The sequence below is a fragment of the Embleya sp. NPDC050154 genome (genome assembly GCF_044460165.1).
Taxonomy (GTDB): domain Bacteria; phylum Actinomycetota; class Actinomycetes; order Streptomycetales; family Streptomycetaceae; genus Embleya.
This window is the reverse complement of record NZ_JBITJP010000004.1, coordinates 384,692-409,611: the sequence shown is the minus strand read 5'-3', so window position 1 is coordinate 409,611 and position 24,920 is coordinate 384,692. Positions and strand designations below refer to the sequence as shown.

At 70.4% G+C, this 24,920-nt stretch carries 16 protein-coding genes and 3 pseudogenes; 8 read left to right on the top strand and 11 right to left on the bottom strand.

The features are described from left to right. Positions 1 to 102: 102 nt before the first annotated feature. Positions 103 to 304: pseudogene (locus ACIBSV_RS11135) on the bottom strand (DUF6009 family protein); the annotation flags it as partial. Positions 305 to 666: 362 nt separating this feature from the next. Next, complete coding sequence (locus ACIBSV_RS11130) at positions 667 to 1,569, bottom strand: LysR family transcriptional regulator (protein ID WP_395861549.1); 903 nt, start codon at positions 1,567 to 1,569, stop codon at positions 667 to 669. Positions 1,570 to 1,756: 187 nt separating this feature from the next. Between ACIBSV_RS11130 and ACIBSV_RS11125 the strand changes: the two genes are divergently transcribed. Then, positions 1,757 to 2,050: a DUF1330 domain-containing protein gene (locus tag ACIBSV_RS11125; RefSeq protein ID WP_395861548.1), complete on the top strand. Its 294-nt coding sequence runs from the start codon at positions 1,757 to 1,759 to the stop codon at positions 2,048 to 2,050. 608 nt (positions 2,051 to 2,658) lie between these two features. Here ACIBSV_RS11125 and ACIBSV_RS11120 read toward each other — a convergent pair. Beyond that, the gene (locus ACIBSV_RS11120) at positions 2,659 to 3,060 is read right to left on the bottom strand and encodes a winged helix-turn-helix transcriptional regulator (RefSeq protein ID WP_395861546.1); all 402 of its coding nucleotides are present in this window, start codon (positions 3,058 to 3,060) and stop codon (positions 2,659 to 2,661) included. On the opposite strand from ACIBSV_RS11120, the gene ACIBSV_RS11115 reads away from it, so the two are divergent. Next, on the top strand, positions 3,059 to 3,925 hold the full coding sequence (locus ACIBSV_RS11115; RefSeq protein ID WP_395861545.1) for an NAD(P)-dependent oxidoreductase: 867 nt from the start codon (positions 3,059 to 3,061) through the stop codon (positions 3,923 to 3,925). The two genes, ACIBSV_RS11120 and ACIBSV_RS11115, sit on opposite strands and share 2 nt — an antisense overlap. Before the next feature lie 65 nt (positions 3,926 to 3,990). On the opposite strand, the pseudogene ACIBSV_RS11110 reads toward ACIBSV_RS11115, so the two are convergent. After that, positions 3,991 to 4,699 (bottom strand): annotated as a pseudogene (locus tag ACIBSV_RS11110) (transposase); the annotation flags it as partial. 225 nt (positions 4,700 to 4,924) lie between these two features. Beyond that, positions 4,925 to 5,296, bottom strand: a complete 372-nt coding sequence (locus ACIBSV_RS11105) for a MerR family transcriptional regulator (RefSeq protein WP_395861841.1) — start codon at positions 5,294 to 5,296, stop codon at positions 4,925 to 4,927. A gap of 164 nt (positions 5,297 to 5,460) precedes the next feature. Between ACIBSV_RS11105 and ACIBSV_RS11100 the strand changes: the two genes are divergently transcribed. Further along, a complete protein-coding gene (locus tag ACIBSV_RS11100; protein ID WP_395861543.1) occupies positions 5,461 to 6,408 on the top strand; it encodes an alpha/beta hydrolase family protein in 948 nt (315 codons plus the stop codon). A 266-nt stretch (positions 6,409 to 6,674) separates the two neighbouring features. Here ACIBSV_RS11100 and ACIBSV_RS11095 read toward each other — a convergent pair whose 3' ends face one another. Beyond that, complete coding sequence (locus ACIBSV_RS11095; RefSeq protein WP_395861839.1) at positions 6,675 to 7,121, bottom strand: DUF4158 domain-containing protein; 447 nt, start codon at positions 7,119 to 7,121, stop codon at positions 6,675 to 6,677. 176 nt (positions 7,122 to 7,297) lie between these two features. On the opposite strand from ACIBSV_RS11095, the gene ACIBSV_RS11090 reads away from it, so the two are divergent. Both ACIBSV_RS11090 and ACIBSV_RS11085 read left to right on the top strand, forming a co-directional pair. Beyond that, the gene (locus ACIBSV_RS11090) at positions 7,298 to 8,809 is read left to right on the top strand and encodes a hypothetical protein (protein ID WP_395861541.1); all 1,512 of its coding nucleotides are present in this window, start codon (positions 7,298 to 7,300) and stop codon (positions 8,807 to 8,809) included. Between the two features lie 293 nt (positions 8,810 to 9,102). After that, a complete protein-coding gene (locus tag ACIBSV_RS11085) occupies positions 9,103 to 9,909 on the top strand; it encodes a hypothetical protein (RefSeq protein WP_395861539.1) in 807 nt (268 codons plus the stop codon). Between the two features lie 379 nt (positions 9,910 to 10,288). On the opposite strand, the gene ACIBSV_RS11080 is transcribed toward ACIBSV_RS11085, so the two are convergent. After that, positions 10,289 to 11,968 carry an MFS transporter gene (locus ACIBSV_RS11080; RefSeq protein ID WP_395861537.1) on the bottom strand — a complete coding sequence of 560 codons (1,680 nt, stop codon included), beginning with the start codon at positions 11,966 to 11,968 and terminating at the stop codon, positions 10,289 to 10,291. A gap of 145 nt (positions 11,969 to 12,113) precedes the next feature. On the opposite strand from ACIBSV_RS11080, the gene ACIBSV_RS11075 reads away from it, so the two are divergent. The 3 genes and pseudogenes from ACIBSV_RS11075 to ACIBSV_RS11065 all read left to right on the top strand — a co-directional run. Next, positions 12,114 to 12,611 (top strand): Lrp/AsnC family transcriptional regulator, encoded by a 498-nt coding sequence (locus ACIBSV_RS11075; protein WP_395861535.1) that lies wholly within the window; start codon positions 12,114 to 12,116, stop codon positions 12,609 to 12,611. Positions 12,612 to 12,632: 21 nt separating this feature from the next. Then, positions 12,633 to 13,013, top strand: a complete 381-nt coding sequence (locus ACIBSV_RS11070) for a hypothetical protein (protein WP_395861533.1) — start codon at positions 12,633 to 12,635, stop codon at positions 13,011 to 13,013. 103 nt (positions 13,014 to 13,116) lie between these two features. Next, a pseudogene (locus tag ACIBSV_RS11065) lies at positions 13,117 to 13,308 on the top strand (ATP/GTP-binding protein); the annotation flags it as partial. Positions 13,309 to 13,390: 82 nt separating this feature from the next. On the opposite strand, the gene ACIBSV_RS11060 reads toward ACIBSV_RS11065, so the two are convergent. From ACIBSV_RS11060 to ACIBSV_RS11045, 4 genes are read right to left on the bottom strand one after another with little or no spacing between them, the layout of a single operon-like run. After that, on the bottom strand, positions 13,391 to 15,247 hold the full coding sequence (locus ACIBSV_RS11060; RefSeq protein WP_395861530.1) for a hypothetical protein: 1,857 nt from the start codon (positions 15,245 to 15,247) through the stop codon (positions 13,391 to 13,393). Beyond that, a complete protein-coding gene (locus ACIBSV_RS11055) occupies positions 15,240 to 20,504 on the bottom strand; it encodes a hypothetical protein (protein ID WP_395861528.1) in 5,265 nt (1,754 codons plus the stop codon). The genes ACIBSV_RS11060 and ACIBSV_RS11055 overlap by 8 nt, the downstream gene beginning before the upstream one ends. Beyond that, positions 20,485 to 23,763: a hypothetical protein gene (locus ACIBSV_RS11050; RefSeq protein ID WP_395861526.1), complete on the bottom strand. Its 3,279-nt coding sequence runs from the start codon at positions 23,761 to 23,763 to the stop codon at positions 20,485 to 20,487. The genes ACIBSV_RS11055 and ACIBSV_RS11050 overlap by 20 nt, the downstream gene beginning before the upstream one ends. Beyond that, on the bottom strand, positions 23,760 to 24,917 hold the full coding sequence (locus ACIBSV_RS11045) for a Kelch repeat-containing protein (RefSeq protein ID WP_395861524.1): 1,158 nt from the start codon (positions 24,915 to 24,917) through the stop codon (positions 23,760 to 23,762). The genes ACIBSV_RS11050 and ACIBSV_RS11045 overlap by 4 nt, the downstream gene beginning before the upstream one ends. Positions 24,918 to 24,920 lie beyond the last annotated feature (3 nt).

Here is a 24,920-nt window from a genome sequence, read left to right as displayed (position 1 = left end):
AAACGCTCTCGACTGCTCCCGCACAGGCCTTCCTCGGACCGGGAGTGTGCCCCCCTCGTGCGGGCTTCAGCGGCCGGCCGGCGCTATCGCGGCGGAGCATCGCTAAGAGCGGGTGGTCTTCTCGCCGAAGCGCCTGGGGGCGATGGTGCGCGGGTCCGACCGCCTCTCCGGGCGCGCCTGCCTGGTAGGGGCCCTCGGGCTCGCTGTCCCGGTCGTGTGGGAGGAGGAAGAAGACCCTGCGCAGTTGCAGGCCGCTGTCGGGGTCGACTTCGGCGGTCTTGTCGAGTTCGATGTACCCGACCATGCTTGCGGGAAGAACGACTCGGGCCCGTCGCGATCGGGAGCCGCACACCATGGGCCCGGTGGAACGCGGGCCGTTCCGCCGGGAAGTTCGTCGCTGCGGAACGATCCCCGCGTTCGCGGGGCCGATGAGGTCGTGCCCCGTGTTCGCTCCCACGAGATCTCGGGCTGGGCGAGGACGTCGCCGCGGTGTACGACTCGGACCGGACCCGGGGCCATCGCAGGATGCTGATCCGCCGGCGTGGCGAAGTCGTGTCGGACATTCGGCAAGACCGCCGTCGTCGTCGTGATCACCGCGAAGTCCGCCGGGCGCAAGGTCTTCGGCCTCGCCACCGCAGGCGTGCGTCTCGCTCGACCTCTTGCGCGTCAGTCCGGCAGCCAGTGCAACTCGTGCGCCAGGGTTTTGGCGACGGCACGGATGCGGCGGTGTAGCGGCGACTGCTCGCGTGGGAGGACCAGGTGGATCGTCAGGCTTGGCGCGCCTCGCAGCGGTCGCCAGGTGAGACCGGCCGGTTGTGCCGTGGCCGCGGCTTCTCCGGCCGGGGCGAGGGTGACGCCGTCGCGCAGGTCGCGCTGAGACATGTCGAAAGAGACTGCGGGCGTGTGGAATCGGGGGTGTGGTCGGGTGTCTCGGAACAGTGCGGACAGTTGATCGTGGATCACGGGGTTGGCCGCACGGTCCGGGAGTCGCAGCGGATACGCGGCCGCGTCGGCGATCTCGATCTCCGGGTGTGCGGCCAGCGGATGGTGCTGCGCCAGTTGGACCCCGACGCGCTGACGCCGCAGCAGGAACCGGCGCACGCCACGGCCCGGTTGTTCACCGCGGGTGATCCCGGCATCGATGCGGCCGTCGGCGACCGCGGGGGAGATCTCCGGTGTCGCCATCGGGACCGCGCCGACCTCGAGTCCGCTGTTGCCGCGAATCAGCCCGTCCACCAGGGCCGGTGCCGTCTCGGCCCCGGTGCTGAGGCTGTATCCGATGCGCAGCGTGCCCAGTTGGCCGGCCGCCGCGCTCCGGGCGGTGTCCCAGGCCCGGTCCAGCGCCGCCAGCGCGGGCGGCGCGGACTCCGCCAAAGCCGCACCGGCCGTGGTCAATACGACGCTGCGCGTGTTGCGGACCAGCAGGGCCGTACCGAGTTCCGCCTCCAGTCGGCGCATCCGGGCGCTGAGTGCGGGCTGTGCGATACCGATCCGTGCGGCCGCGCGGGTGAAGTTCAACTCCTGCGCCAGCACCAGGAAGTACCGCAGGCTCACCGTCTCCGGCGCCACGCGCCCTCCCTGCCGATTGATAACGATCCGTTCTGAGTCTATCCCGTATCGGTCTTTCCCTCGACCGCACATCCAGCCCTAGCCTGCGCATATGACGATCCAACCGACCGCAGTACCGGTCGCCGGATCGATCGATCCGAGTGTCGATTCGAAGTCGGACGTATCCGGCCGAACACAGGAGGTTTCCATGGCCAAGGGCTACTGGGTCAGCGTCTACCCCGCCATTTCCGACCCCGAGGCGCTGACTGCCTACGACAAGCTGGCCGGTCCCGCCGTCCGGGCCGGGGGCGGACGCACCCTGTCCGTCGGCGGTCGAGTCGTCGCCCACGAGGCCGGAATCACGCAACGCGTCGTTCTGATCGAGTTCGACAACTTCGAACAGGCCGTCGCGGCATACGAGAGCGAGGCATACCAGAAGGCGCTGGTGGCTCTCCCCGACGGCTACGAGCGCGACTTCCGCATCATCGACAGCATCGACTGACCGGCCGGCCGCCCAGCCATCGCCGAGCATCCGTCACCCGATACGCACACGCTGCCGTACGACGACTCACGAGACGACTTCGAAGCCATGCCCCGCGTCCCGGTTCGTCGTCGACGTCCTCGACGGCCTGATCCCTGTCGGGCGGATCGAAGAAGCGACGCGACGTCCGGGCCGGCCGGACCGTCTCGCTGACCTCGTCGACGAAACCCACCCTCGCCCGAAGCGAACCGGGAACCGCGAACCGCGAACCGGGAACCGCTTCTCACACGACAGATCGGTCCAGCGAACACAAGGCATCGATGACCGGGGGCGCATCCTGCATCCCTCTGCCGTGTGCCCCGTCGGGGCTACTCGGAGTACTACTGACAAACAGTTTGAAGAACCGCAGGTCGAGACCTCTTTCGAGGGGTTTCGATCTGCGGTTCCTCTGTTGTCGAAGCAGCCCGGGGCGCCGGCGGGAGGGGCCTGTTGCTGCCCGCCGTCCCACCGGATCTCACACCCGGCGAGCGGCCGGTGGCCCCGTCGCCGGCCGTCGGCGTACCGCCCCGGGGCGACGAACGCCAAGGCGGGAGGGCGACGTGGGCACGTACCTGAAGGTGCGTACTTGATCAAGGACCGGCGACCGGGAAGTCTTGCTGAGGCGCGCCCAGTCCGTCGTCCGATACCGCCCCTGTCCTCGCGGCCAGGTGGTCCCGACCCCAGGCGGAGAGCAGTTCCAGCAGTTCGTAGAGCCGACGGCCCCGTTCGGTCAGCGAGTACTCGACCCGGGGCGGCACCTCGTCGTAGTCCTCCCGGTGCACGATCCCGTCGGCCTGGAGCTCCCGGAGCTGCTGGGTCAGCACCTTCTCGCTGATGCCGGTGACCAGCCGCCTGGTCTCCCCGAAGCGGCGCGGACGCTCGGAGAGCGCCCACATGACGAACGACTTCCACTTGCCCTCGAACACCCCGACGGCCACACCCATCCCGCATGTGTGCGGATCGGTCACCGTCACTACCTCGGAGTTCCCCATGTCTGCTTCCCCCGTCACCGTTCTCGGCCTGGGCCCGATGGGCCGGGCTCTGGCCTCCGCGTTCCTGGCCGCGGGCCATTCCGCAACCGTCTGGAACCGTACTCCGGGTCGGGCGGACGGCCTGGTGGAGAACGGCGCCGTCGAGGCAGGCACCGCCGCGGAGGCGATCGCGGCGAGCGACCTCGTGGTGATCTGCGTGCTGGACCACGAAGCCGTCCGTGCCGTCATCGCCCCGCACGCCGCCGAGCTCGAGGGCCGGACCCTGGTCAACCTCACCGCCGGAACCCCCGACGACGCCCGCGCCACCGCCGAGTGGGCCGACGCGCACGGCATCGGCTATCTCGACGGCGCGATCATGGTTCCGACGTACCTCGTCGGCGGCCCGTCCACCCTGGTCCTCCACAGCGGCCCGGCCGACCTGTACGAACGCCACCGGGACACCCTCAGGGCCATCGGCGGCACCTGTATGCACCTGGGCACGGACCCGGGCCGTGCGGCGGCGCACGACGTCGCACTGCTCGACATCTTCTGGACGGCACTGACCGGTGTCGTCCACGCCTTCGCCCTCGCCGGGTCCGAGGGTGTCACCGCATCCGAGCTGGCCCCCTACGCCAAGGGCGTCGCCGCGCTCCTGCCCGACGTGATCGACGCGTTCGCCGAGCAGGTCGACACCGGCAACTACCCCGCCGGGGGCTCCAACCTCCGCTCGGCGACGGCGATCATGTCCCATGTCCTGGAGGCCTCGCGCAGCCGGGGCGTCGACAGTACGGTGATCTCCGCCGCCCATGAGATCGCGCGCCGGGGCATGGCGGCCGGTTACGCGGACGACTCCTACGCCCACGTCGCCGAGCTCCTCCGCGGCTGAACCCGCCTCTCGACCGGGACGGGGCGCCGTCGTTGATCCGGTACTCCAGCTGTAGGTCGTGATCTTCATGTCTGGGATGCGGCTTGTCGCCGATAATGACCGGCTCGTGATCGTGCCTGGTGGCGGCGCCGCCGGGCGGACCGGTTGAGTCGATGGGCCGGCGGTGTGCGTGTTCGTCGGCGTTGCAGGTCAGCGGGATCAGGTCGGTTCATCACCGTCGCTGTCCGGCGGACCCAGGAGGGTAGCGGCGGGCCTGGTGATCATCCAGCCCGACCGGCCCCTTCCCGCTCCGGAAGTCCTCCACCCGCCATCTGGAACCTGCGACCTCGACCAGGGTGGCCAGGGATGCCGGCGTGGTGGAGTGACAGCGGTAGTAGGCAAGTTCACCGGTGATGCGGTTGCGGCGAATCAGCACCTGTGGCGGCCCGGTGCCGCTTCGGCGGGCCGATGACAGCCCAGTCGCAGAACCGCTGTCCCTTTGCTCCGCGTCCGGCCGAGACGAGCCTCTGCCAGGCTCGTTTCGGCACCTTCTTCACCAGGGCATCGGCTCGGAACGCGCTTGCGTCGGTGGGCACTTCGGCCGCGCAGGCCACGGCAAGGACGTATCCGATGCCGCGTTCCTCCAAAGCCGTCCGCAGTTTCGGGACACCGCCGTAGACCTCGTCACCCGTGACCCAGCCCATGCGGTGTCCGGCGGTCAGGAGCCGTTCGACATTACCCGGGCCAGTCCGGCTTGGTCGCGAAGACGATGTCCTCGCCGAGCCCCGCAGCCCGGAAAGGGGTCCGGGGCCTGTGCGCCGAAGAGGTCGCACAGCACCACTCGGCCGGAGAGTGAGCGGTTGAGGACACGCACCGCCCCCTGGACGACCTTGCTCGTCAATCGGTCGGTTGCTGGACATCTCCGTTCCCGGCCGCAGAGCCCGGTTCTCCCCTCGCCACGTGCCGCCGTCCGGCCGTCGTGGACGGCCGGACGGGGACGCGCGAAAGCTCGGCTGCCGACTACCGGGGCCGGCAGCGTTGGCCCGTTCGCCAGTTCGCGGTGGCGGCGGCAATGACGGTGCCCAGTCTGTCCCGGGCGCTCACCAGATCGCCGATCCGGCTGTCGATGCGATCCCGTTCCGCCGAAAGCCGGTCGAGCAGTTCGGGCGTTGCCTCACCGTTCACGACACACGGCAGCAGGTCCGCGATCGTCTTGCTCGGCAGCCCGGCGGCGTACAACTGCTGGATCAGCCGGACACGGTCGACCGCGCTGTCCGGGTACTGCCGCTGGCCGCTGGGGCTGCGTTCCGAGGCGAGCAGGTTCTGTTCCTCGTAGTAGCGCAGCGCCCGAACGCTGACGCCTGCCCTGGTGGCGAGGTCGCCGATACGCATCATGTCTCTCCGATGTGAGCCGGACCACACTTCTTGCCTCTGACGTCAGCGTCAGGTTTTAGCGTATCTCGCGACGGCTCGCCCCCTCCGCCCAGGCGAAGGACGAGACCGTGACCGGCTTGTTCGACAGCTTCCCCACCGGAAATGCGAAGGAAGATCCGCCCATGACCACATCAGACGCGCCGGCCACCGACGTGGCCGTCACCGCCCCCGCCCCCATCGTCTCGGTGAAGCCGGTGGTACTGGAAGCACCGGGCCGTGGCGAGGACCTGCAGGTGAGAATCTCCGCGCCGACAACCGGGAGCGAACTGCCGATCATCGTCTTCTCGCACGGTTTCGGGTCGTCCTTGAACGGCTACGGTCCCCTGGCCGACTTCTGGGCCGCTCACGGTTTCGTGGTGATTCAGCCCACCCATCTCGACTCCAGGACCGTGGGTCTTCCCCGGGACGATCCCCGCACACCGCGGCTCTGGCGTTTCCGCGTCCAGGACATGAAGCGCGTCCTCGACCGGCTCGACCTGCTGGAGGCCGCCGTTCCCGGTCTCGGCGGGCGCCTGGATCGAAGCCGCATCGCCGCGGCCGGACACTCCTTCGGTGGCCAGACGGCGGGCAATCTGCTGGGTCTGCGCGTCCTCGATCCGGTGAGCCGGAAGGCGGAAGACCTGTCCGACCCGCGGATCAAGGCGGGCGTGCTGCTTGCCACGGCCGGCAGGGGCGGAGCCGACCTGACCCCCTTCGCGGCCGAGAATCTCCCGTGGTTGAAGGGACAGGACTTCGCGCACATGACCACGCCGACCCTCGTGGTCGCGGGGAACGAGGACGAGATACCGCTGTCCGTCAGGGGGCCGGAGTGGCTCGCCGACCCGTACCACCTGAGCCCGGGGCGCAAGAGCCTGCTCACCCTGTTCGGGGCAAAGCACTCCCTCGGTGGAATCGCCGGCTACGAAGTCCGGGAGACGACGGACGAGAACCCCGAGCGCGTGTCCCTGATCCAACGGGTCACCTGGGCCTACCTTCGCCACGCGCTCGGCATCGAGGACGCGGGCTGGACGACAGCGCAGAACGCTTTGTCGCAGAGTGTCGCCCCCATGGGGCGGATCGAATCCAAGTGAAACTCCGCGAAACGAACCACCTCCGGGGGCGCTGTGGGCGGCGAAGGTGGCGTTCGCGATATGCACGGCGATGGCGCGGGCCGCCTCCGCCGACGGGTACCGCCGCCGTACGTGGCGCAGTCTCGGCCTGCCCCGGGCTTTCGCCGAGCAGATCACATCCGTCGCCCCGGGCTCCGTGGGTATCGTCCCCGAGGCGTAGCCCACCGCCCCTGGCGCGTCTCGATTCGCCGGATTCCGAGATGTGGGTGCGGCGGGGGCCGGCCGGCTCACGCGCGCGATCGCTCCGCCGCCGGTTCCCCATCGCCCTCGGCACGGGGAGCGGCCACGGTGGCCGCCGCGAGATCGAGGCAGGCGGCCATGTTCAGGTCGACCTCGCCGAATGGGCGCACGTGGAACCCGAGGTGTTCCCGGATCTGCGCGCGGTGGTGCTCGACCGTACGGCCCGCCCAGTCGTAGGAATCCGACTCCGAAGGAGGAACCCGAACCTGCCGGGCGACGAACCCCACGGCCTCACCGGGCAACTCGACCCGGCCGCGTGGAAACCGGCCGTACTGCCGCCGAACTTCAGCAGCACGGCGAAGCCCAGCCGCGTCACACCCCGCTTGCCGGACACAAGCGCCTGCTCGTCCTGCAACAGCTCCAGTGCTCGACCGGTTCGTCCAGGTCCAATGGCCTACGGGCCACGTTCGTGGATGGTCCTCGCGCGGGCTCACACACCGCAGCCGTACGGCCAAGGGGCTCACCCGCACGAGGGATGCCTCGCAAGATCACTGCCGTTGGCGCTGGTGACACGGTTCCTACTGGCACCCGGGGTAACGGTCGCGGCCGTACCCGAATGGCTTACGAGGCTTTTGGGTTGTTTTGCAATATTGGGGATCAAGATTGCTAAATGTCGCAAATTGCCCTTCGGTCGCCGCTGGTGTTGGGGCTCGTGTGTGTGGTGTGTGCCGCCGGCGGACTCGCCCTGACCTCTCCCGAGATGGGGTTGGGGTGGGACGAGATCGTCTATGTGAGCCAGTACGCCCCGAGCACGCCGGCCGCGTTCTTCAGCGCGCCCCGGTCCCGGGGCGTGGCGCTGCTGGTCGCGCCGGTGGTGATGGTCACCGATTCGACGGTTCTGCTGCGGTACTGGCTGTCGGGGGCGGCCGCGACGGCGCTGTTTCTCGGGTATCTGCCGTGGTTGCGACTGGTGCCCCGGCCGGCGGTCGTGCTCGGTGCGGTGGGCGGCTACGCCACGTTGTGGATCACGCTGTTCTACGCGGGCGCGGCGATGCCCAACCACTACTCGGCCATGGCCGGGGTCTCGGCCGTCGGCTGGTACCTGTGGGTGGCTCGGGGTGGGCACGGGCGGCTCGCACTGGCCGGGTCGCTCGCCGTCGCGGGTCTGGTCCGGCCCGGCGACGCCTTCTGGCTGGCGCTGCCGCTGATCGTCGCCACGCTCGCGGTCCCGGCGTGGCGGCGGGCGGACCTGTTCGCGGTGATCGTGGGCGGATCGTTCGCCGGCGTGCTCGCGTGGCTGGTCGAGGCGCATCTTCGGTTCGGCGGGATCCTCGAACGGGTGCACCGCGCGGGCGAGATCCAGGGCGGTACGGGGCTGACCTTCTCACTTCGCGAGACCGCTTCCGCGTTGGACGGGCCGCTGTTGTGCCGACCCTGTACCGGCGACTCGGTAGCCGCCCCGGCGCTCGTGTGGTGGTGCGCCCTGCCGGTGTTGGTGATCGCCGGCGTGTGGGCCGCGCGGCGGGCGCGGCTGTCTGCGCTTGCCTGGCTGCCCTGTGCCGTGGGCGTCTCCCTGGCCGTCACCTACGTCCTGCTCATCGACTATTCCGCGCCACGTTTCCTGCTGCCGACCTACGCCCTGCTCGCGCTGCCCGCGGTCTGGGGTCTGCTCGCGGTGATCGACGTGGTCAGAGGTCGACTCGGGCGTCGGCGGCCCCGACTCGTCCTGGGGGCGGCGCTCGGTGTGGCGCTCGCCGGACACCTCGCCGTCCAGGTACTGATCACCGCGCACTGGGCGGACAGTCACCGGGAGACGCGTCGGGACTGGGAACGGATCGCGCGGACTGCGCGCGCGGCGGGCATCCGCCCGCCCTGCCTGCTCACCGGCACCGAGGCGATCCCCATCGCCTACTACGCCGGATGCGCCTCGGCGGCGCCGTCGGGCAACAACGCGACGCACACCCGCGATCACCTGATCGCCGAGACGTACCGTGTGCCCTCGGCACTGCTGACCAAGAACGGGGCCGCCCCACCGGCGTGGGCGGCCACATGGCGACGCCACGTCGTCCCGGGCACCGCAACCGACTCGACCTGGGTCGTCCACGTCCCCGAGTGGACCCCCCTGCGGGCCGCCCCCGGCGTGGCCGGCCGGGGGATCCCACCGGAGAGCCCGACGCGGTGAACCGACTGCAGGGCGAAGTGCGCTCAGGTCGGCTTGCAGGACGGCGTCGGGCGTGACGTCGCCCTCGTCGGTCGAGTGCGTGCGGTAGGCGGCCGGGGAGTCACGCCGATCGGTCCACATACGAGCAACCACTTCGCCGTTCGCCAGTTTGCGGACGTGGATGCTTGCGTCGCACGGGCGGCCAGGTGGACGGCTTGGTCGTGGACCTGCCGGTGCGGGCCCGGAGTTCTTGTCGATGTGGTCGATCAACCAATCGAAACTCCGTGCGGCGGCGGTGCGGCTACCCTGCGGGAATGCCGTACCAGCTCAACGCCGTCATTGCGGTTTTCGACCTGCTCAGGAGCCGGATTGCCGGGACTCGGGAAGCGGTTGTCGCCCCGCTCCGACAGCGCATGGGGCTGGTGCCCGTCACCAAACAGCTCGTCGAGGAGCCGGCGGGTTTGCCCACCGGTCAGGACGGCGCCGGGTCTGGTCAACCATTCACAGTGATGTCTCCGGCCTTCGAGCAGATCTTGAGCGACTGGTCCCGGGGCGGGCCGATCGCCTACGTGGAGGCTGACTTCCACGGGGGACACGGATACCAGACCGCTGCCGTGTGGCGAACCGGCGCGAGGGCGTGGGGTCCGGCCCATACCCGGGTCTTCACCGGCCCGCGGGAAGACTGGCCGATCAATGCCGCGCTCGCCCTACTCGATGTCGTTCCGAGCAGTTCCGAAGAAGCGAGCTACCACGACGACCTGTTCCTGGAGGTGGGGCTTGGTTGGGAACAGGACGTGGACGGCTGGCAGTTGGCCGGCCGGGCCGCTCGATGGGCGGCAACCTACGACGAGTGGCATGCGGAGCAGCTCGCGGCGCATGAGAGAACAGCGCGTGCTGCTGCGGAGTTCGAGAAATACAGGAGGCTCCCAAACGTTCCGGTGGCTCTGGACGGTAAGGCGATCATGGAGCTGCTCGGCCTGCCTCCGGGCCCACTGATCGGTGCGGCCACTCGCCGTCTACAAGATCTGCATCTCGAACGCGGCCCGCTGTCACGGGAAGAGGCCGTGACCGGGCTGCGGACCTGGGCCGTGGAGCAGGACACGGGGCGCCGAGCCCGGTGACCGGTCGAGTACTCGTTTCATGAGGACGTCAATCATGCCGCCGCCGAGGCGTGGGATGGCGCGCTCCGAACAGAGATGACGCAACACGGGTAAGAGGTCCTTCGCGGCCACAAAACGTCAACACGCCCGTGATCATGTGAGCGTCTTGCTCGCTTCGTCGCGACCCATTCGGTTTCCCGACAATGCGCGGCCTACTGCCGGTCGCTCCTATTCGTCGCATGTGCTACTCGGTGGTCACGCCCGCGACAGTCGAAACGATCACGGTCATCCACACCCCGACCAGCACGCAGACCCCCACAGCACGCATCAACCCGACCAACGACCAACCACCACCCCCCCAGACGCAGACTCACACCCCCGGGGAAAGGCGACTCCCGCCTCACGAACACCCCCGGCCCTCCAACCCGCACGGCGCTCCCGCCGACCGCGGAACTCCCGGAGTCGCCCGGCTCCCAATCCCCTCACCTTCGGTCGAGGGGCCCGCCTCGACCACATCCTCCATCTGCTCCGCTTCCTCGACTCCCTCCTTCTCCCGGATCGGCGCCGAACGGAACAACGCCCAACTCGCCGCGGCGAAAAGCCACACGGCGATGCCGCCGTAGAGGGTGATCAGCTCGAACCCCTGGATGAGCGCGTGTGCCCGGATCGTGTCTGTCGGGTCGAGTCGGCGCAGTTCGGGGAAGGCACGCCGCAGATCCTCCGCGTCGTCGCCGTTGGCCACGCGCTCGGTCAGCGACCGCAGGCGCGCGGTAGGCAGGCGTTCCGGCAGATGCGCGCGCAGGTAGGCGGAGACACCGGCGGTGAGCAGCAGCCCCATCATGGAGATGTTGATCGCGAGCGACGTCATCCGGGCGGTCATGTCGAGGCCCGAGGCCATGCCGGCGCGCGCGGTCGGCAGCGAACCTGTGGTGGTGTTGGTGACGGGCGTGTTGGCCAGCCCGAGTCCGATGCCCGCCACGGTCATGCCGGGCAACAGGTCGGCCCAGGTCGGGTTGTCGGTGCCACTGCCGATCCACATCAGGAAGAATCCGCACCCGATGACGAACAGCCCCGCGGGTATCACGACTTCCGCACGCAACCGGAGCAGCAGGCGTTCCGCGAGCGGCGGCAGCACCAGGGTGGGCAGCGTGTACGCGAGCAGGGCCGTGCTCGCCGTCACGACCGCGTGCCCGAGGCCGTGTTCGAGGTGCGCGGGCAGGTAGATCATGAGCGGCCAGAAACTGAAGTTCATCGCGGCCGAGCCGAGCAACGCGCCCGAGAAGCGACGATTGCGGAAGACGGAGAAGTCGAACATCGGGTGTCGACCGACCCGTTCGGCCACCACGAAGCCCACGAGCGAAATCAGGGTGAGGCCGAGCACCATCGTCATCGCCGGGTTCGCGAGGCCCGACGTCGGGGCCCGTGTGATGACGAACGCCAGGCCGAAGATGCCCGACGACAGTGTCACCAGGCCGAGCACGTCCACGCGCGTCGCGTGCGGGTCGCGGGACTCGCGGACGCCCCACGCCAGAAGCGGCAGTGTGAGCAGCGCGATCCCCACGTGGACCAGGAAGACCCACCTCCAGTCGGCGACCTCGACGATCAGACCGCCGATGGCCGGCCCGAGGCCGAGCCCCGCGCCGAAGACGATGCCCCAGACGCCGAACGCCCGTGCCCGCGCCCGGCCGTCCGGAAACCGGTGGGCCAGGATCGCGATCTGGCAGATGAGCATCGCCCCACCGCTCGCCCCCTGGAGGAAGCGGGCGGCGATCAGGAGCGGTGTCGTCGTCGCGAGCCCACACACCAGCGAGGTCGCACCGAACGCCGCCACCGCCGCCGCGAGGACTCGCTTGCGGCCGAACCGGTCCGCAAGAGACCCGGTCGCCATCAGCACGGTCGTCACACCGATCGTGTAGGCGTTCATGATCCACTGGGTGTCCGAGAACGAGCCGTGCAGAACGGTCTGCAACGTCGGCAGGACGACCGGGACACTGGAGATCTCCAGCCCGAACATCAACGCGGACAGACAGATCACCGCCAACGCGAGGAACGCGTTGCCGTCGGCGCGCGGGTGTTTCATCACGAGTCCGTTCCTCCCCTCGAATCACCGGCCCGACGGATCGCCGAACCAGCGTCCATCGTCGTCGGGACGGCCCGACGAACGAACACGCGATCACCGGCATCCGACCCTTCACGGACTCGCATCCTGCGGTATCGTCCGCGTCATGGCGTCGAATCCACGGCAGGCGATCGATTCGACCGACGTGGCGATCCTGTCCCTGCTCCAGCGAGACGGCCGTATGAGCACGGCCGAGTTGGCCCGTGAGATCAACATGTCCCCGTCGTCCACGGCGGACCGACTGCGCCGGCTCACCGATCACGGAATCATCAACGGCTACCGAGCCGTGATCGACCAGGCCGCGATCGGCCATCCCTTGACCGCGTTCGTCCGCCTCCGCTTCGGCGGCGCCGCCAAGAGCGCCTTCCTGGACATGCTCCGAAACACCCCGCAGGTCCTGGAGGCACACCACGTCACCGGCGAGGACTGCTACCTGATCCGGGTCGCGGCGCGATCCATGGAAGACCTGGAGACCATCTCGACCAGGATCGCCGTCTTCGGCCACGTCACAACCAACATCGTCTTTGCCAGCCCCATCCCTGCCCGCCCCCTCACCCCCGACCTATCCCCCACAACCGACGCCGGCAACGCTCAGCCCGAATAGCCCCACCCCCGAACCACCCGCATGCGACCTGGGAGTGTCGTCGACCTGCGGGTGGAGTCGGTCGAGCAAGCGTTGGATCTGGTCGACCACGGCCTGCGGGTGCGGCTGGACCGGGGTTCGGTTGTGCGCAAGCGGCGGTCGGTGGGGGCCGCCACGGATCGGGGGACGTGGGTGCGGATCGAGCGCCGTCCCCTGGAGCGCATCGACGGTCAGGGCTGGAACGGCGTCGAGAGCGCGGCCGTGTTGACGGGGATCGCGAAGCCGGAGTGGTTCGCGGGCACGTCATGGCGCGAGGCCGACGCCAACGCCATGTGGCGTGTCGACGAGACCGCGCTTGTCACCGAGACCCCGGTGAAACCCGGCGGCCGACTGGTCGTCGACCCCGACCTGTCGCGGGCGTAGTGAGCGACGCTCGGCTCGTTACTGGTCGACCGTGTCGAAGGGCTCGTCGTGCCGGTGCCGGATGATCTTCACTCCCTGCCTGTCAGCGGCGATCGCCATCCTGGCGGGAGTGAGGCTGGTCGCGATCGACGAAATCCACCGCCTCAACCCGCACACCACCACCGGCGCGGAGACCGCCGATTTGCTGAAGGACCTCACCGAACGCATCGGGGCGACGCTCGTGTACGCGAGCATCGACGTGACCGCCACACCGCTGTTCGGCGGGGTACGCGGGGCACAACTCGCCGGACGGGCCAACCCACACCACCCCAACCCACACCACCATCCCGGACACCAAACACCACCCCCAGGCTCAATCGGCTAGGACGCCCTCGCGCCTACCCGCCTCCGCCGGACGGCGGGGTGGTGTCGGCGAGGAAGTCGAAGGCCAGCCCGCTGGAGGTCTCGCCGCGGCCGGGGGTGCGGTGCGTGGCGAGCCAGACCGAGACCCGGCCATTGCGCCACCGGGTGCGGTTGTAGGCCACCGTCACCCCGGTGCCGGTCTGCGAGACCTCCTCCTCGTGGACGAAGTACGGCCGGCCCTGGTCGAACCCCTCCCGCAACAACGACGTACGAGCCCGCACCGGCAGACCGTCGACCACCCCGGGCATGGCCGCGCGTTGCAGCCGGATCTTCCGGTTCTGCCCGGGTACGTGTACCGGAATGAACGGAATCCAGTTCTCCGGCACCGAGTTCATCGCCTCGTAGGCCACCGGCGCGACGGCCGGCGGCGGGTCGGCGGGCGGGTGCAGGCGCAGCCGGTGCGCGAGGATCTCCGCGGCCACCTCGCTGCCGCGCCGGGGCTCTCCGGTCGCCAGGCGCACGGTCTGCTCGATGCCCCACACCATGTTCGCGCTCTCGTCGCGAACCAGTGCCACCTCCTCCAGGACCGGCCCCTCGGCGACCTTGGGCACGCTCGGCGGCAGCAGCAGGTCGGTGTCCGCGGTGACGGAGGCGTCGCCGATGGTGTCCAGGGTGAACATCGACCAGCGCTGCCAGTCGGCGTCGTCACCCGAACCCGCCGGCGTGATCCACAACTTCCGGCCGAAGACGTCGGTCACCGCGAGGCCGCGGATCGAGGCCAGCGTGCCGACGGGCAGATCACACGGCAGCCGGAACCAGTCGTTGCTGTAGACGAGCGCGAACTCCAGGAAGATCAGCCGCGCCAGGTCCGTGCTGTCCGGTCGTACGGCGGCGAAGTTGGTACGGCCGTCCTCGACGGCCCACCAGCGCGGCAGCGGCATGCCGGAGAACCGCACCGGCGCGGGGAAGACGGTGCGGTTGAGCGCCGCCGGCGGCGCGGCGGTCCCGCCGAGAGGTCCGGTCGGATCGACGGAGAACGCGTGCCAGTCGAGGGTGCCGCCCGGATACTCCCGCGCGGTGAGCACCTTCTCCGTGCCGCCGGGGGTGCCGGCGGCGACGGAGAATCGGTGTTCGAGGCGTGCGGGGTCCCAGGTGGTGTTGCCGGTGTGGGTGGTGGGGTTCTCGGTCGGCTGATCGATGAGGGTGTCGAACCAGTCCACCAACCGTTTGCCCTGCTTGGTGAGTTCGTCTCGATGCAGACCCAACAGCCCGGCGATGCCCTCGTAGGCGGGCCGTCCGCGCTTGAGGTCCAGGTAGAACTCGTACCCGTCCATCCGGCGGCCTGCGATCGCCTGCATCGTGGACCAGACCTCGGGATGCGCCACCCGGGGGGTGTCGGCGTCGACGGCGGGATCGGGCAGCGCGATCGGGTAGCGCGCGATGTACTTCTGCCGCACGTTGAGGCTGATCAGGTTGAGCAGCAGGTTGCGGCCGACGAGTTTCATCCACCGGCGGCCGATGGCCAACCGCAGATCGAAGGAGATCCGGTCCGCGCCGAACGTGAACGGCAGCGCGCGCCGTTCGGCGATCGTCTCCAGCGGGCGGTCGGCGGGCAGCGGCTCGACCGCGCCGTCGATGGGTCGGAACCGGGTGGGGGGCGAGGCGACGACCGAATACGTGGCGGTCACCGGCGAACCGGCGTCCGCGCCGCGGAACTCGCCCATCTGCCACTGCCGGGTGAGCATCCACAGCGGATCGCGCACCTCCGCGCGCAGCGCGCGATCGAAGTCGGTGGTGCGGGGTCGTCCCTCGAGGCGGTTCCACAGGCCGACCGTCGGCGCGGAGCGCTGTTCCAGTGCCTCGCGGAGGTTTTCGATACGGAGCTCAGTCACGGGTCTTCCAGCGCAGGTTGGCGATCGCGAGATCGGTGCTGATCGTGATCGGTTGTCGGGTCGCCGACATGACCGTGGCCGGGAGCAGTTGCGCGTAGGCGGTGTCGTCCAGGTGTTGCGGCTCCACCGCGCGGATCCGGGCCAGCTCGAACGTCTCCTCGACGGCCGCGACCAGGTCCTCCCAGGCCAAGGGGTCGGTCGTGACGGGCGGTACGACCAGGAGCATCGCCTGTGGGGGTTCGGAGTCCGGCGCGTCGAAGTGCACGGCGATCCCGGTGGTCTCCCGCTCGGCGGGGATCACCTCGGTCCACTCGTCGAACAGTAGGCCGCAGCGTCGAGGGCCGGCGAGCAGGGGTTCGGGCATGTACTGCGCGGTGAACAGCAGTCGGTCCTCGACGATCCCGGTACCCGCCTTGAACTCCATCGCCAGCCAGTGGTCACCGGTGCGATACGGGAACTGGACCGGGGTCAACTGCGGTTCCTGCCACCCCACCACGTTGCTCAGCAGCCCGCCCGGGCCGCGCAGCGCGTCCCCGAGCGCGACGGCCTTCTCCCACAGGCGGGGCTTGTCCCGCACCCGGGCGACGCCGTGTACCCAGTCGTCGACGGGGAAGTCCCGACCGAAGTCGTCGACGAGGTGCCGGACCAGGGCGGTGCTGTCGGTGCGGGCCTTCTTCCAGTCCTGGGCCAACTGGTCCGATGGGGTGAACTCGGGCACCACCAGGACGTCCTCGCCGAGCATCGCCACCAGCGCCTCGGTCGCGGCCCGGACCCGATCCGGGTCGGTCGCGGCCTGATCGTACGCGCCGAGCGCCTTGTCACCGGCGGTGAGCCGGCCGGTGACGTCGACCTGCAACGCCTGGGCCCGGCCGAGCAGATCACGCCCCAGCGTGACGATGCGGTCCTCCAGCGGCGTCAGGTCCAACCCGACCGCGTCGAAGGCGCTCAGCGGCAGCAGCGCGCGGACCTCGGTGAGCAGCGCGCTCAGCGTGGTCTTGGTAGTGCGGGCGACCCGTTTGAGCCCCTGCAACCGGGAGTCGAACGCCGACCTCCTGGTGCCGACGATGGTGCGCAGTTTCGCGGGGGTCGACGGGCGTGGGCTGGTCGGCGTCGTGGTGAGCAGGCGCTCGGCCGCCTCCAGCAGCCGGTACCGGTCTTCGGTGGGCGTGGAAGTCGGCAGCGCGTCGTAGCGAGCGATGAGCGTGTCGGCCTCGGCGAGCGAGAGCGTCATCCGGTCCGCCGCCACGTCGACGGTGTCCAACACGTCGCGGAACAGCCCCCGGCGCCACTCGACCAGCTCCGCCCAGCCGCTGCGCAGGAGACCGAATCCACCTGCGGTCGTGGCCAGTTGGCAGTGCGTGGTGAGGAGCGCGTCGATCCGGGCGAGGATGTCCGCGCGCCGCGGTGGAGCGGGGTCGGGCGGGTACAGCGACACCAGCGCGGTCAGATGGTCGGCCACCCTGGCACGCAGTGCGTCCAGGCCCGTGCGTACGGCCGCAGGCCGTTCCCTGGGCACCACGACCGCGTCGTCGGCCGAACGATCGACGGTGGCGGCTCCCGAGGCGGGCATCAGGTCGGTGGGGCGCAGCGGTCGGGAGGTGGTCGCCAGCGAGCGCAGCGTCTCCACCAATGGCGACATCTCGAACACGGTGACCTTGCCGGTCACCCGCGTGGCGTATCGGATGGCCAGGGGGACGTCGGGGCGCGGCTTGTCGCGGGTGACCACGACGCCGATGATCCGGTCGTCCAGGTCGGTCATCGCGGCGTCGTCGGTCGGCCGGATTGTCCACAGCAGGTCGATGGGTTGCAGTTCGAGGTCGGCCTGGGTGACCACACTGCTGCGGGGCGTGCCGTCGAGCGGATCGGTCCAGGTGACCAGGACGGCGACGTCGGACTGTGGCGGCAGCAGGGTCGGCAGCCAGTCGTTGACGGCGGGCTCGGCCTTGGCGCGCGGGCCGTCGCCGCGGAAACGGCTCGCACCGTTGTTCGGGGCCAGTCCCGCAGTGAATTGCACGGCGAAGCGGTGGGTGAGGGTGGTGCCGCTGCGGGGGGTTTGCACCACGGCCGGTTCGGGCGGGAAGCCCTCCTTGGCGTAGGCGTCCAGGGTCGCGGAGGCGCGTTCGGTGTTGCCGAGCATGACCTGATGGGTGCTCTCGGCCACCGCGAGGTCGGCCAGCGCGTCGTGGATGTCGAGCAGGTGTTGTACCTCGGTGTTCATCGCGGCCTGTTCGTCGTCGGAGGCGTCGGGCATGTCCTCGGCCCCGAAGGGGTACGTCGGCTCGGCCGGCGGGCGGGTGGCCCGGAGCACGAGTTCGAGCCCGTCGACGACGTTGCGCGCCTCGATCACGTCGATCTCGTTGCGCTCCCGCTCCGCGACCTCGGACAGTCGGCCCGCGCGCAGCGGGAAGGCGCGGCGCAACGCGGGCAGGAAGCGGTCGAGTTCGATGCCCGGGTGGCCGTCGTGCAACCCACGTTCGAACCGTTGCCCGAGCAGCGCCCCGAGTGACCGGCCCGCGCGCAGCCCGTCGAGGAGACCGAGCGCGATCCGTACCCGTTCGGAGCTCAGGTTCACCGCGAACGAACCGGGGTGGGTCGGCGAGCCGTTGGCCAGGTAGCCGGCCCGCAGAACTGCGGCGGTCACCGCGTGAGCCGGCGAAGGGGCGTGCGTGTAGCCGCCGTTGCGGCGGTCGTGGGTGATCGACGTGGTTCCGAACACGGTCGCGAGTTCCCCGCTCAGCGGTACCGAGGTGAGCCCTTCGGTATCGCGCGGGCGCACCTTTTCGAGGCGCCCGTAGCAGCCCAGGTGCAGCCCGCGGCGGGGGGTTCCGCCGCCGTCGGGGCCGAACCGCAGTTCGGACAGGCGTTCGTTGGCCAGTCCGAGCAGCCAGGCGTCGAGCCGGTAGGTCGCGCAGTCGAGGTGTTCGGCGAACACCCGCTCCAGGCGGGCCGTGGGCAGGTCGGCGAGCAGTGCGATGGCGTCGAGTTGGTCGGCGAGCGGCTCGGTGTGCGGATTGCCGGCGGCGAGCGCGCCGGGGATGAACCGGTGCACCAGGAGGTTCGGGTCGGTGCTGTGGGTGATCTCGAAGTCGGGTGTGTACAACTGCCGGTATCGGCTCTCGCTCACCGGCGGCTGCGTCTCGCCCGGCCGCTGGGTCCGTACGTGCACGAACGGCGGATCGGCGAGCGAGTCGGGCGGTCGATGCGCGGCGACCGCGAGTCGGCGTCCGGTGTCCTCCCAGCCGAGCAGGACCGCGTGGCGCAGCAGCAGGTACAGCAGCGCGGCGGGCGGCCGATCCCGGGCGAAGCCCCTTTCGAGGCGGACCTTGTCCAGGTCGGTGCGGCCGTTGTCGACGAGCCAATGTAGGTAGTTGCGCGCGTCGGGCGGCGCGGTGTAGGTCCGGACCGGGTCGGTCTCGGACAGCGGGCGGTCGTCGACGAGCGGGGCGAGCAGGGGGTGTTGGGTGTCGACGAACAGGCGGCGCAGCAGCGCCGGGTCGGGGCGCTCGGGGGGATGCGCGTCGTAGCCGAGCCGCTTCAGGAGTCCGCGGATGGGGTCCGGCATGTGCAGGATGGTGTCCAGTGCCTCGGTGACCTTGGTGCCGAGGCCGCGGAGGTTTTCCCGGTTGAAGATGTCCTCGACGCTCTGCGCGTGCCGCTGGTGGTACTCGGCGGAGGTGGGGTGCAGCGCCAAAATGTCCAGCAGTCGCTGGTGCGGATCGGGGTTTCCGGTGTCGGCGGTGGCGACCTTGGTCTTCGCGGCGGCCCGCCAGTCCGTCAGCGCGGCGCGCAGCAGGGTGTTCAGGGCGATGCGGTGGGTGGACGCGGCGGGCCAGGTCATCCGGCTGAACGCGGTGGTCGGCAGGATTCCGTACGGCTGTCGGCCGATCCGGACCGAGGGGATGGGGCCGCGTCCGCTGACGTTGCGGACGAAGAAGTCGCGGGTCCTTTCCACGGTCTGCTCCGGCACGATCGGATGCAGGGTGGTGCGCAGGAAGTTGCCCCAGGTCGCGGGCCACAGCGCGGTGTTCGCCGCGCGTGCGTCGCGCTGGTCGGTGCGGTCGGCGTTCGGCATGCCGGTCAGGACCGCGGGGTCGATGCCCAGGAGTTCGGCGAAGCACTGGCCGTCGGTGCGGGCGGTCCAGTCGTCGGGCGCGGCCTTGGCGGTGTACCCGAGGGTCGTGCGCAGGGCGGCGTCGATCTCCTCGCGGGCGTCCTGGCCGGCGGGGGCCTGCTCGGTGTTGTTCGTGGGCGTGCCCTGGGGAAGCAGGGTGTAGCCCGCCGGGCTGCGCAGTTGCCGGGTGATCAACCCGCCCAGTTCGACGGCGGATTGCTGCGGGTCGGTGCGTTCGCGCAGGCCCAGCACGATCAGCCGGTCGACACCGTTGCGGTTGTGTTCGTCGAGCGGGACGCGGATGCCCATGCCCACGTCGACGGCCGCGGTGAAGTCGGTCAGCCAGCGCAGGGCCGGTGGTACGCGCAGTACGCCGGTGCGTTCGTCCACCCTGAGCTGTTCGCTCGTACTCGTACCCGGGTCCGGGCCGACCGTCAACTCGTCGGGCACCGGCTTGCCGGGCACCGAGAACACCCGGGTCTCGCCGACGTATCCGAGGGCGACGAACCGGTCGGGCAGCAGGCGTGCCTTGGCGGGTCGGGTCCACGAGTCGGCGGCGACCCGGGCGGGGCGCGGCAGCACCGGGAAGGCCACCACGACGTTGTCGCGGGGGTCGGTGGGCGCGGCGTCGATTCCGGGCGGGGGTCGTTTGCGGATCTCCTGGGCGCGTACGGGGCCCACGGCGGTCAGCAACGCGGCGTCGGCGGAGCGCAGTCGGGCGCGGTCGCCGTGTGCCCGCCAAACGGCGGTCCAGTACGCGATCGTGGGTTGCCGGTCGGCCGAGGCCGGCGCGGTCGGGCCGATGAGCACCAGCACGACGGTGTCGGCGGGCACGTTCGCGGGCTTCTCGGCCTGGTTGGTGGGCGGGTGTTCGCCGCGCAGCCACGTCGCGCGACCGGGAGCGACCCGGGCGACGAACTCGTGCCACGCCGCTCCTTCGGCGCCGGCGTCGCCACCTGCCCGCCACACCGCGGTCCAATAGGCGCTCAAGGCGGCGAACTCGGCCTCACTGGGCAGGGGTTCGAAGGTGTCGACGGCCCATTCGTCCGGGAACACCCGGATCAGCAGCTCGGTGGAGGTGAAGCAGGTCTCCAGTCGGACGGGACCGAGGAGTACCGGAAGGTCGTCACTGAGCCGATCGAGCATCGAGCAACATCTCCTGTGCGTGTACGGCGATCAGTACCGGTGCCTGAAAGAGCATGTAGGCGACGTCCGCGGAACTCAGCCGCGAGTGCCACAGCGGCAGCGCCGCGTCCTCGCGGCGCTGTTCGCGCTTTTCCCGGTCGTCCTCGGAGCCGTCGAAGGCCACGAGCGGGAACTGCACCGCCGGATCGAGGGTGACGAAGCCGCGGTCGTGCGGGTCGACGTCCCGCCAGGACACGTCGTTCCACACTTCGATCGGAGTGCCCGGGCCGTCGTCGGCGCCGAATCGGGGATCGCCCGGGCGTTCCTTGATCACGAAGAACCAGCCCGCGTCCCGGGGAGGGTTCCCCCGGGCCTGAGCGGCCGTCAGGTCGAAGCCGAGCAGCGTGATGTCCGGTTCGACCTTGGCCTCGTAGATCGGCAGCTTGACCAGGTCGGGGGAGGGGTGTTCGTCGTCCGGGACCGTCGCGAGCGTACGTTCCACGGTCGGGTCGACCACGCCGTCGTCGTTCTTCCCCCAGGTCGCGCGGTGCGCGTACACGGCCGCCGTCGGGTACTTCTTGAGCAACTCGCCGCGGATGACCAGGACCAGTTCCTCCGCCTGGACCAGATCACGATTGTCGTGTCCGCCCAGCACCGTCGCCGGCGTCCAGGTGTCCATGCGGGTGATGTCGTAGAGGCGTTCGCGTCGCTCGTCGGGTGTCTCGCCCGGTTGGGGCAGTTCCGCGCGCGGGTCCCAGAACTGGCGGAAGGGCGTGCCGCGTTGATCGGTCGGATACTCGCGCCACAGCAGTTCGCGGGCCATCTCGTGGTTGAGGCCGGCCATGAAGGCCTCGATGAACTCCTGGTCGGTAGCCAGGAGGGTGATGGTGTTCGGCGGGATCAGACCCAGGTTCGGTACGAACGTGTCGACGGACATGTCCAGGAGCGTTCGGTACATCGGCAGGTCGACGACGGGATACGCCATCGCCTCGATGAATCGTTGGGCGCACGGCCGCAGCCGCGTCGGCAGGCTCACCTCGCTCAACAGCTGCCTGGGCACGGTCTCGTCGGAGTGCAGTTCGCCGAGCACGCGATCGCCGACCGGGACCACGCCCAGCGGATCGCGGGAGGGTGCACGCCCGCCGACGGCTGCCGTGTCGAAGCCCCGATGCAGGTCCCCGATTCCGATCTTGAACCGCTCCGCCTCCTTGCTGTCCGTGCCGCCCGGGTGCGGGACCACGCCTTCGCCGGGCAGGCTGATCAGGAAATCGGCGCTGGTGGGCAAGCCGTCCAGGGGGTCCGACGATGCGACGACGCCCGGCGCGTAAGACCGGGCGGACGCGGCCGGGGGGAGGTTCGGCGGGGGCAGTACGGAGACCAGTTTCGCCGGGGTGACGACCGCGGCCGGCGTGCTCTTCGGCGCGGCGGCGACGATCCCGGAGGCCGGGTCGTCCATCCTGGGCAACAGCGCGTCCGGCGGCGGTCGGTCGTCGTCGAACGGCAGCGTGCGCATCAGTCGTGATCCCAGGCGGGTGATCCGCCGCATCGCCGGCGACACCGGCGCGGCCGAGATCCGGCTGCCCGCCACCTTGAACTCGACGGCGACCAACGGGCCCGCGTCGGCTGCGGCGGTTCCCGTGGTCTCGGGCGTCGTCACCCGCGAGCCGGTCGGCGTGGTCAGCCGCAACGCCCGGCCGGTGGGGACGGGGAGGGGGTCGTCGGTCGACCGCTCGGTCGGCACACTCGGCGGCGACAGGTGCTTTTCGTGCAACACGCGGCCGACCTCGCGGGCCAGTTGCGCGGCCCGGATGCGGTCGTTGGCCGCGAGCACGTCGCCCACCTGTGCCCAGGCAGCGGCCATGAACTCCTCCTGCCGCGTTTGCACCACCCGGGTACCGAAGTTCGCGGCGATCCGAAAGCGCGGATCGAGGTTGAGCCGGTGCACCCAGTTGCGGTTCTCCGGCGCGGCGATCGGCGTGCCGTCGCGTCCGGTCAACAGCCGCGTCGTGCGCGCGTGCCAACGCCCGTACAGCGGAGGCGTGATCACCGGGTCGACCTCGGCGGTCGCGCTCGGCGGGTCGGGCGCGATGGCCGACTCGGCGTGCGCGATCGCGGGCGCGTGTTCGAGGTAGTCGTCGGCCAGGTTGACCAGTTTGGCGAGCGCCTGCTGGAACGGGTGCGGATAGGGCAGGGGAACCGGCGGCGGAGGCAGCGGTGGAGGCGGGGGCGGTGGAGGGGGAAAGCGACCGTCCCAGTTGTCCCACAGGTCCTGCTTGCGGTCGGGGACGCGCAGCGCTCCACCGAGTTTGAGCACACCCTCGAGTTCGGCGGGCGTGGTGATCCCGGGCAGCCCGGGACCCGGTGGGCGCCGCACGTCGACGTCGCGCCGCCCCACGCGCTCGTCGGCGTGCCCGGGTTGCAGCAGGCGGACCAGGTACTCGAAGTCCCCCGCGCTGCCGGTGCCAAAGAACCACCGGTGGTAGTAGGGCAGTTGCCCGGGTACCTGACGATGGGGATAGTCCGTCCCCCAGGCGGGGTGGGCGGCGGTCGGCGCGGCCGACGGGTCCAGGCCCAGTCCGGCCAGGCGTCCGGTCTCGAACGCGGGCACCACGAAGGCGTGGTATCCGGTGTTCGGCAGCAGGTGGCGCGGACAGATCAGCCGGGAGCAGGCCCGGTCCGGCCGGGAGCCGAGCACCCCGCGCAGCGCGGACAGCGCCGAGGACATGTTCTCCGAGACGATCGGATCGTCGAGTTCGCCGTCGACGTGCACGTGTGCCCACGCCCCGAGTTGCTCGGGCGGCGGCAGGGTGCCGGCCGGGTCGGCGACCGTGACGAAGGGCAGCGGCCGGCCGGGCAGCGTGCCCTCGGTGAACTCGCCCACCTCACCCGAGTCCGTCGGTCCCGCCAGCACGATCAACGCGAGCCACGGCCGCAGCCTTCCGGTGTCCGCCTCGGGCGCCAGCGGGCTGTACTGCCAGGGGAAGTCCTCGTCGTAGAACTCGATGTGCGCCAGGTAGTTGGGTTCCGCGTTGGTGACCCACTCGCGCGGCTCGGTCCGCGAGACGACCCGTGGGTCGATGCCGACGATGTCGCCGGGCCCGTACAGCTGCACCTTCTGCTCGACGAAGCGCTCGGACGGCTGCCCGCCGATCGGCTCGGCGGTCAGGTGCAGCTTGACCGGAATCTCGGCCCGGGTGACCGGGCCGGTGGGATCCGCGGCGATTCGGGTGGCGATCCCGCCGCGCAGCCAGGGCAGGAAGGAATACGCGTTCGCCGTCACGAACCGCTCCCGAACACCTCGGTGGTCGCGGTGAGTTCGCCGACGCTCGGGTCGGCGGCGGCGAGTCCGGCGCGCACGGTCCCGCCGGCGACCAGGAGCCGGCCGTCGGACAGCGCGGTGGCGGCGAACGCCCAGCGGCCGATCGCCGGTCCGGTCGCGGCGCTCCAGGTCCGGGCCGCGTCGTCGAAGATCAGCGCGCTGCGATAGCCGACGCCGTCGCGCACCTCGGCGGTGCCGCCGACGAGCAGGAACTTGCGCGAACCCAGGGGCACGACGCGGTGGAAGCCGCGACCGCCGGGTGTGCCGGGCATGGCCGTCCACTTCCCCGTCGCCAGGTCGAAGCGTTCGGTGGTCAGGGTGGGGAACGGATCGAACGTGCCGTCGCCGGGGATGCCCGGGGTGGCGCCGCCGAAGGCCAGCACGGTCGTGTCGGTCGCCGCGACGGCCTGATGCCGGCTCCTCGGCTGGAGCATGCTCCCCGTGGGCGCCCAGCCCTGGGCGGGGGTGAACAACTCGCAGAACGCCAACGACGCGTCGTCGCCGCCGGAGATCGGCGCGGTGCCGCCGCAGACGAGCACCTGACCGCCCTTGAGCAGCACCGCCGAGTGGCCGGTCCGGGCGTCGGTCATCGGCCCGGCGTCGGTCCACGTGTCGGCGTTCGGATCGTAGATCTCCGCCGAACGCAAAGCCTTGAGCGAGTCCCCGGAGCGGATCGCCACCCCACCTGCTACCAGCACCGTCTTGTCCGCCAACAACACGGCGCTGTGGCCCCAGCGGGCCTCGTTCATGTCGGCGACGGGCTTCCAGGAGCCGTCGCCGGTGTTGTAGATCTCGGCGGCGGCCAGGCCCGGGGACAGCGGCGACGACCCGCTGGTGCCGCCGGCGACCAGGACGTTGCCGTCGTCGAGCCGGGTCACGGTGTGCTGCCGGCGCGGGAAGCGCAGCGGGACCGCGGCCGTCCAGGTCGCGGCCGTCGGTTCGTAGACCGCGGTCCTGGTGAGCACGACCGACGCGGCGTCGATGCCGCCCACCAGCAACACCTTGTCGTTCTTCAACAGCACGGCGTTGTCGTACTGTCCGTACCAGGCGGCCGATACCGGCAGGTCGCCGGTCTTCGTCCACGTTCCGACGGCCGCGGCTGCGGGACTGGTCATGGG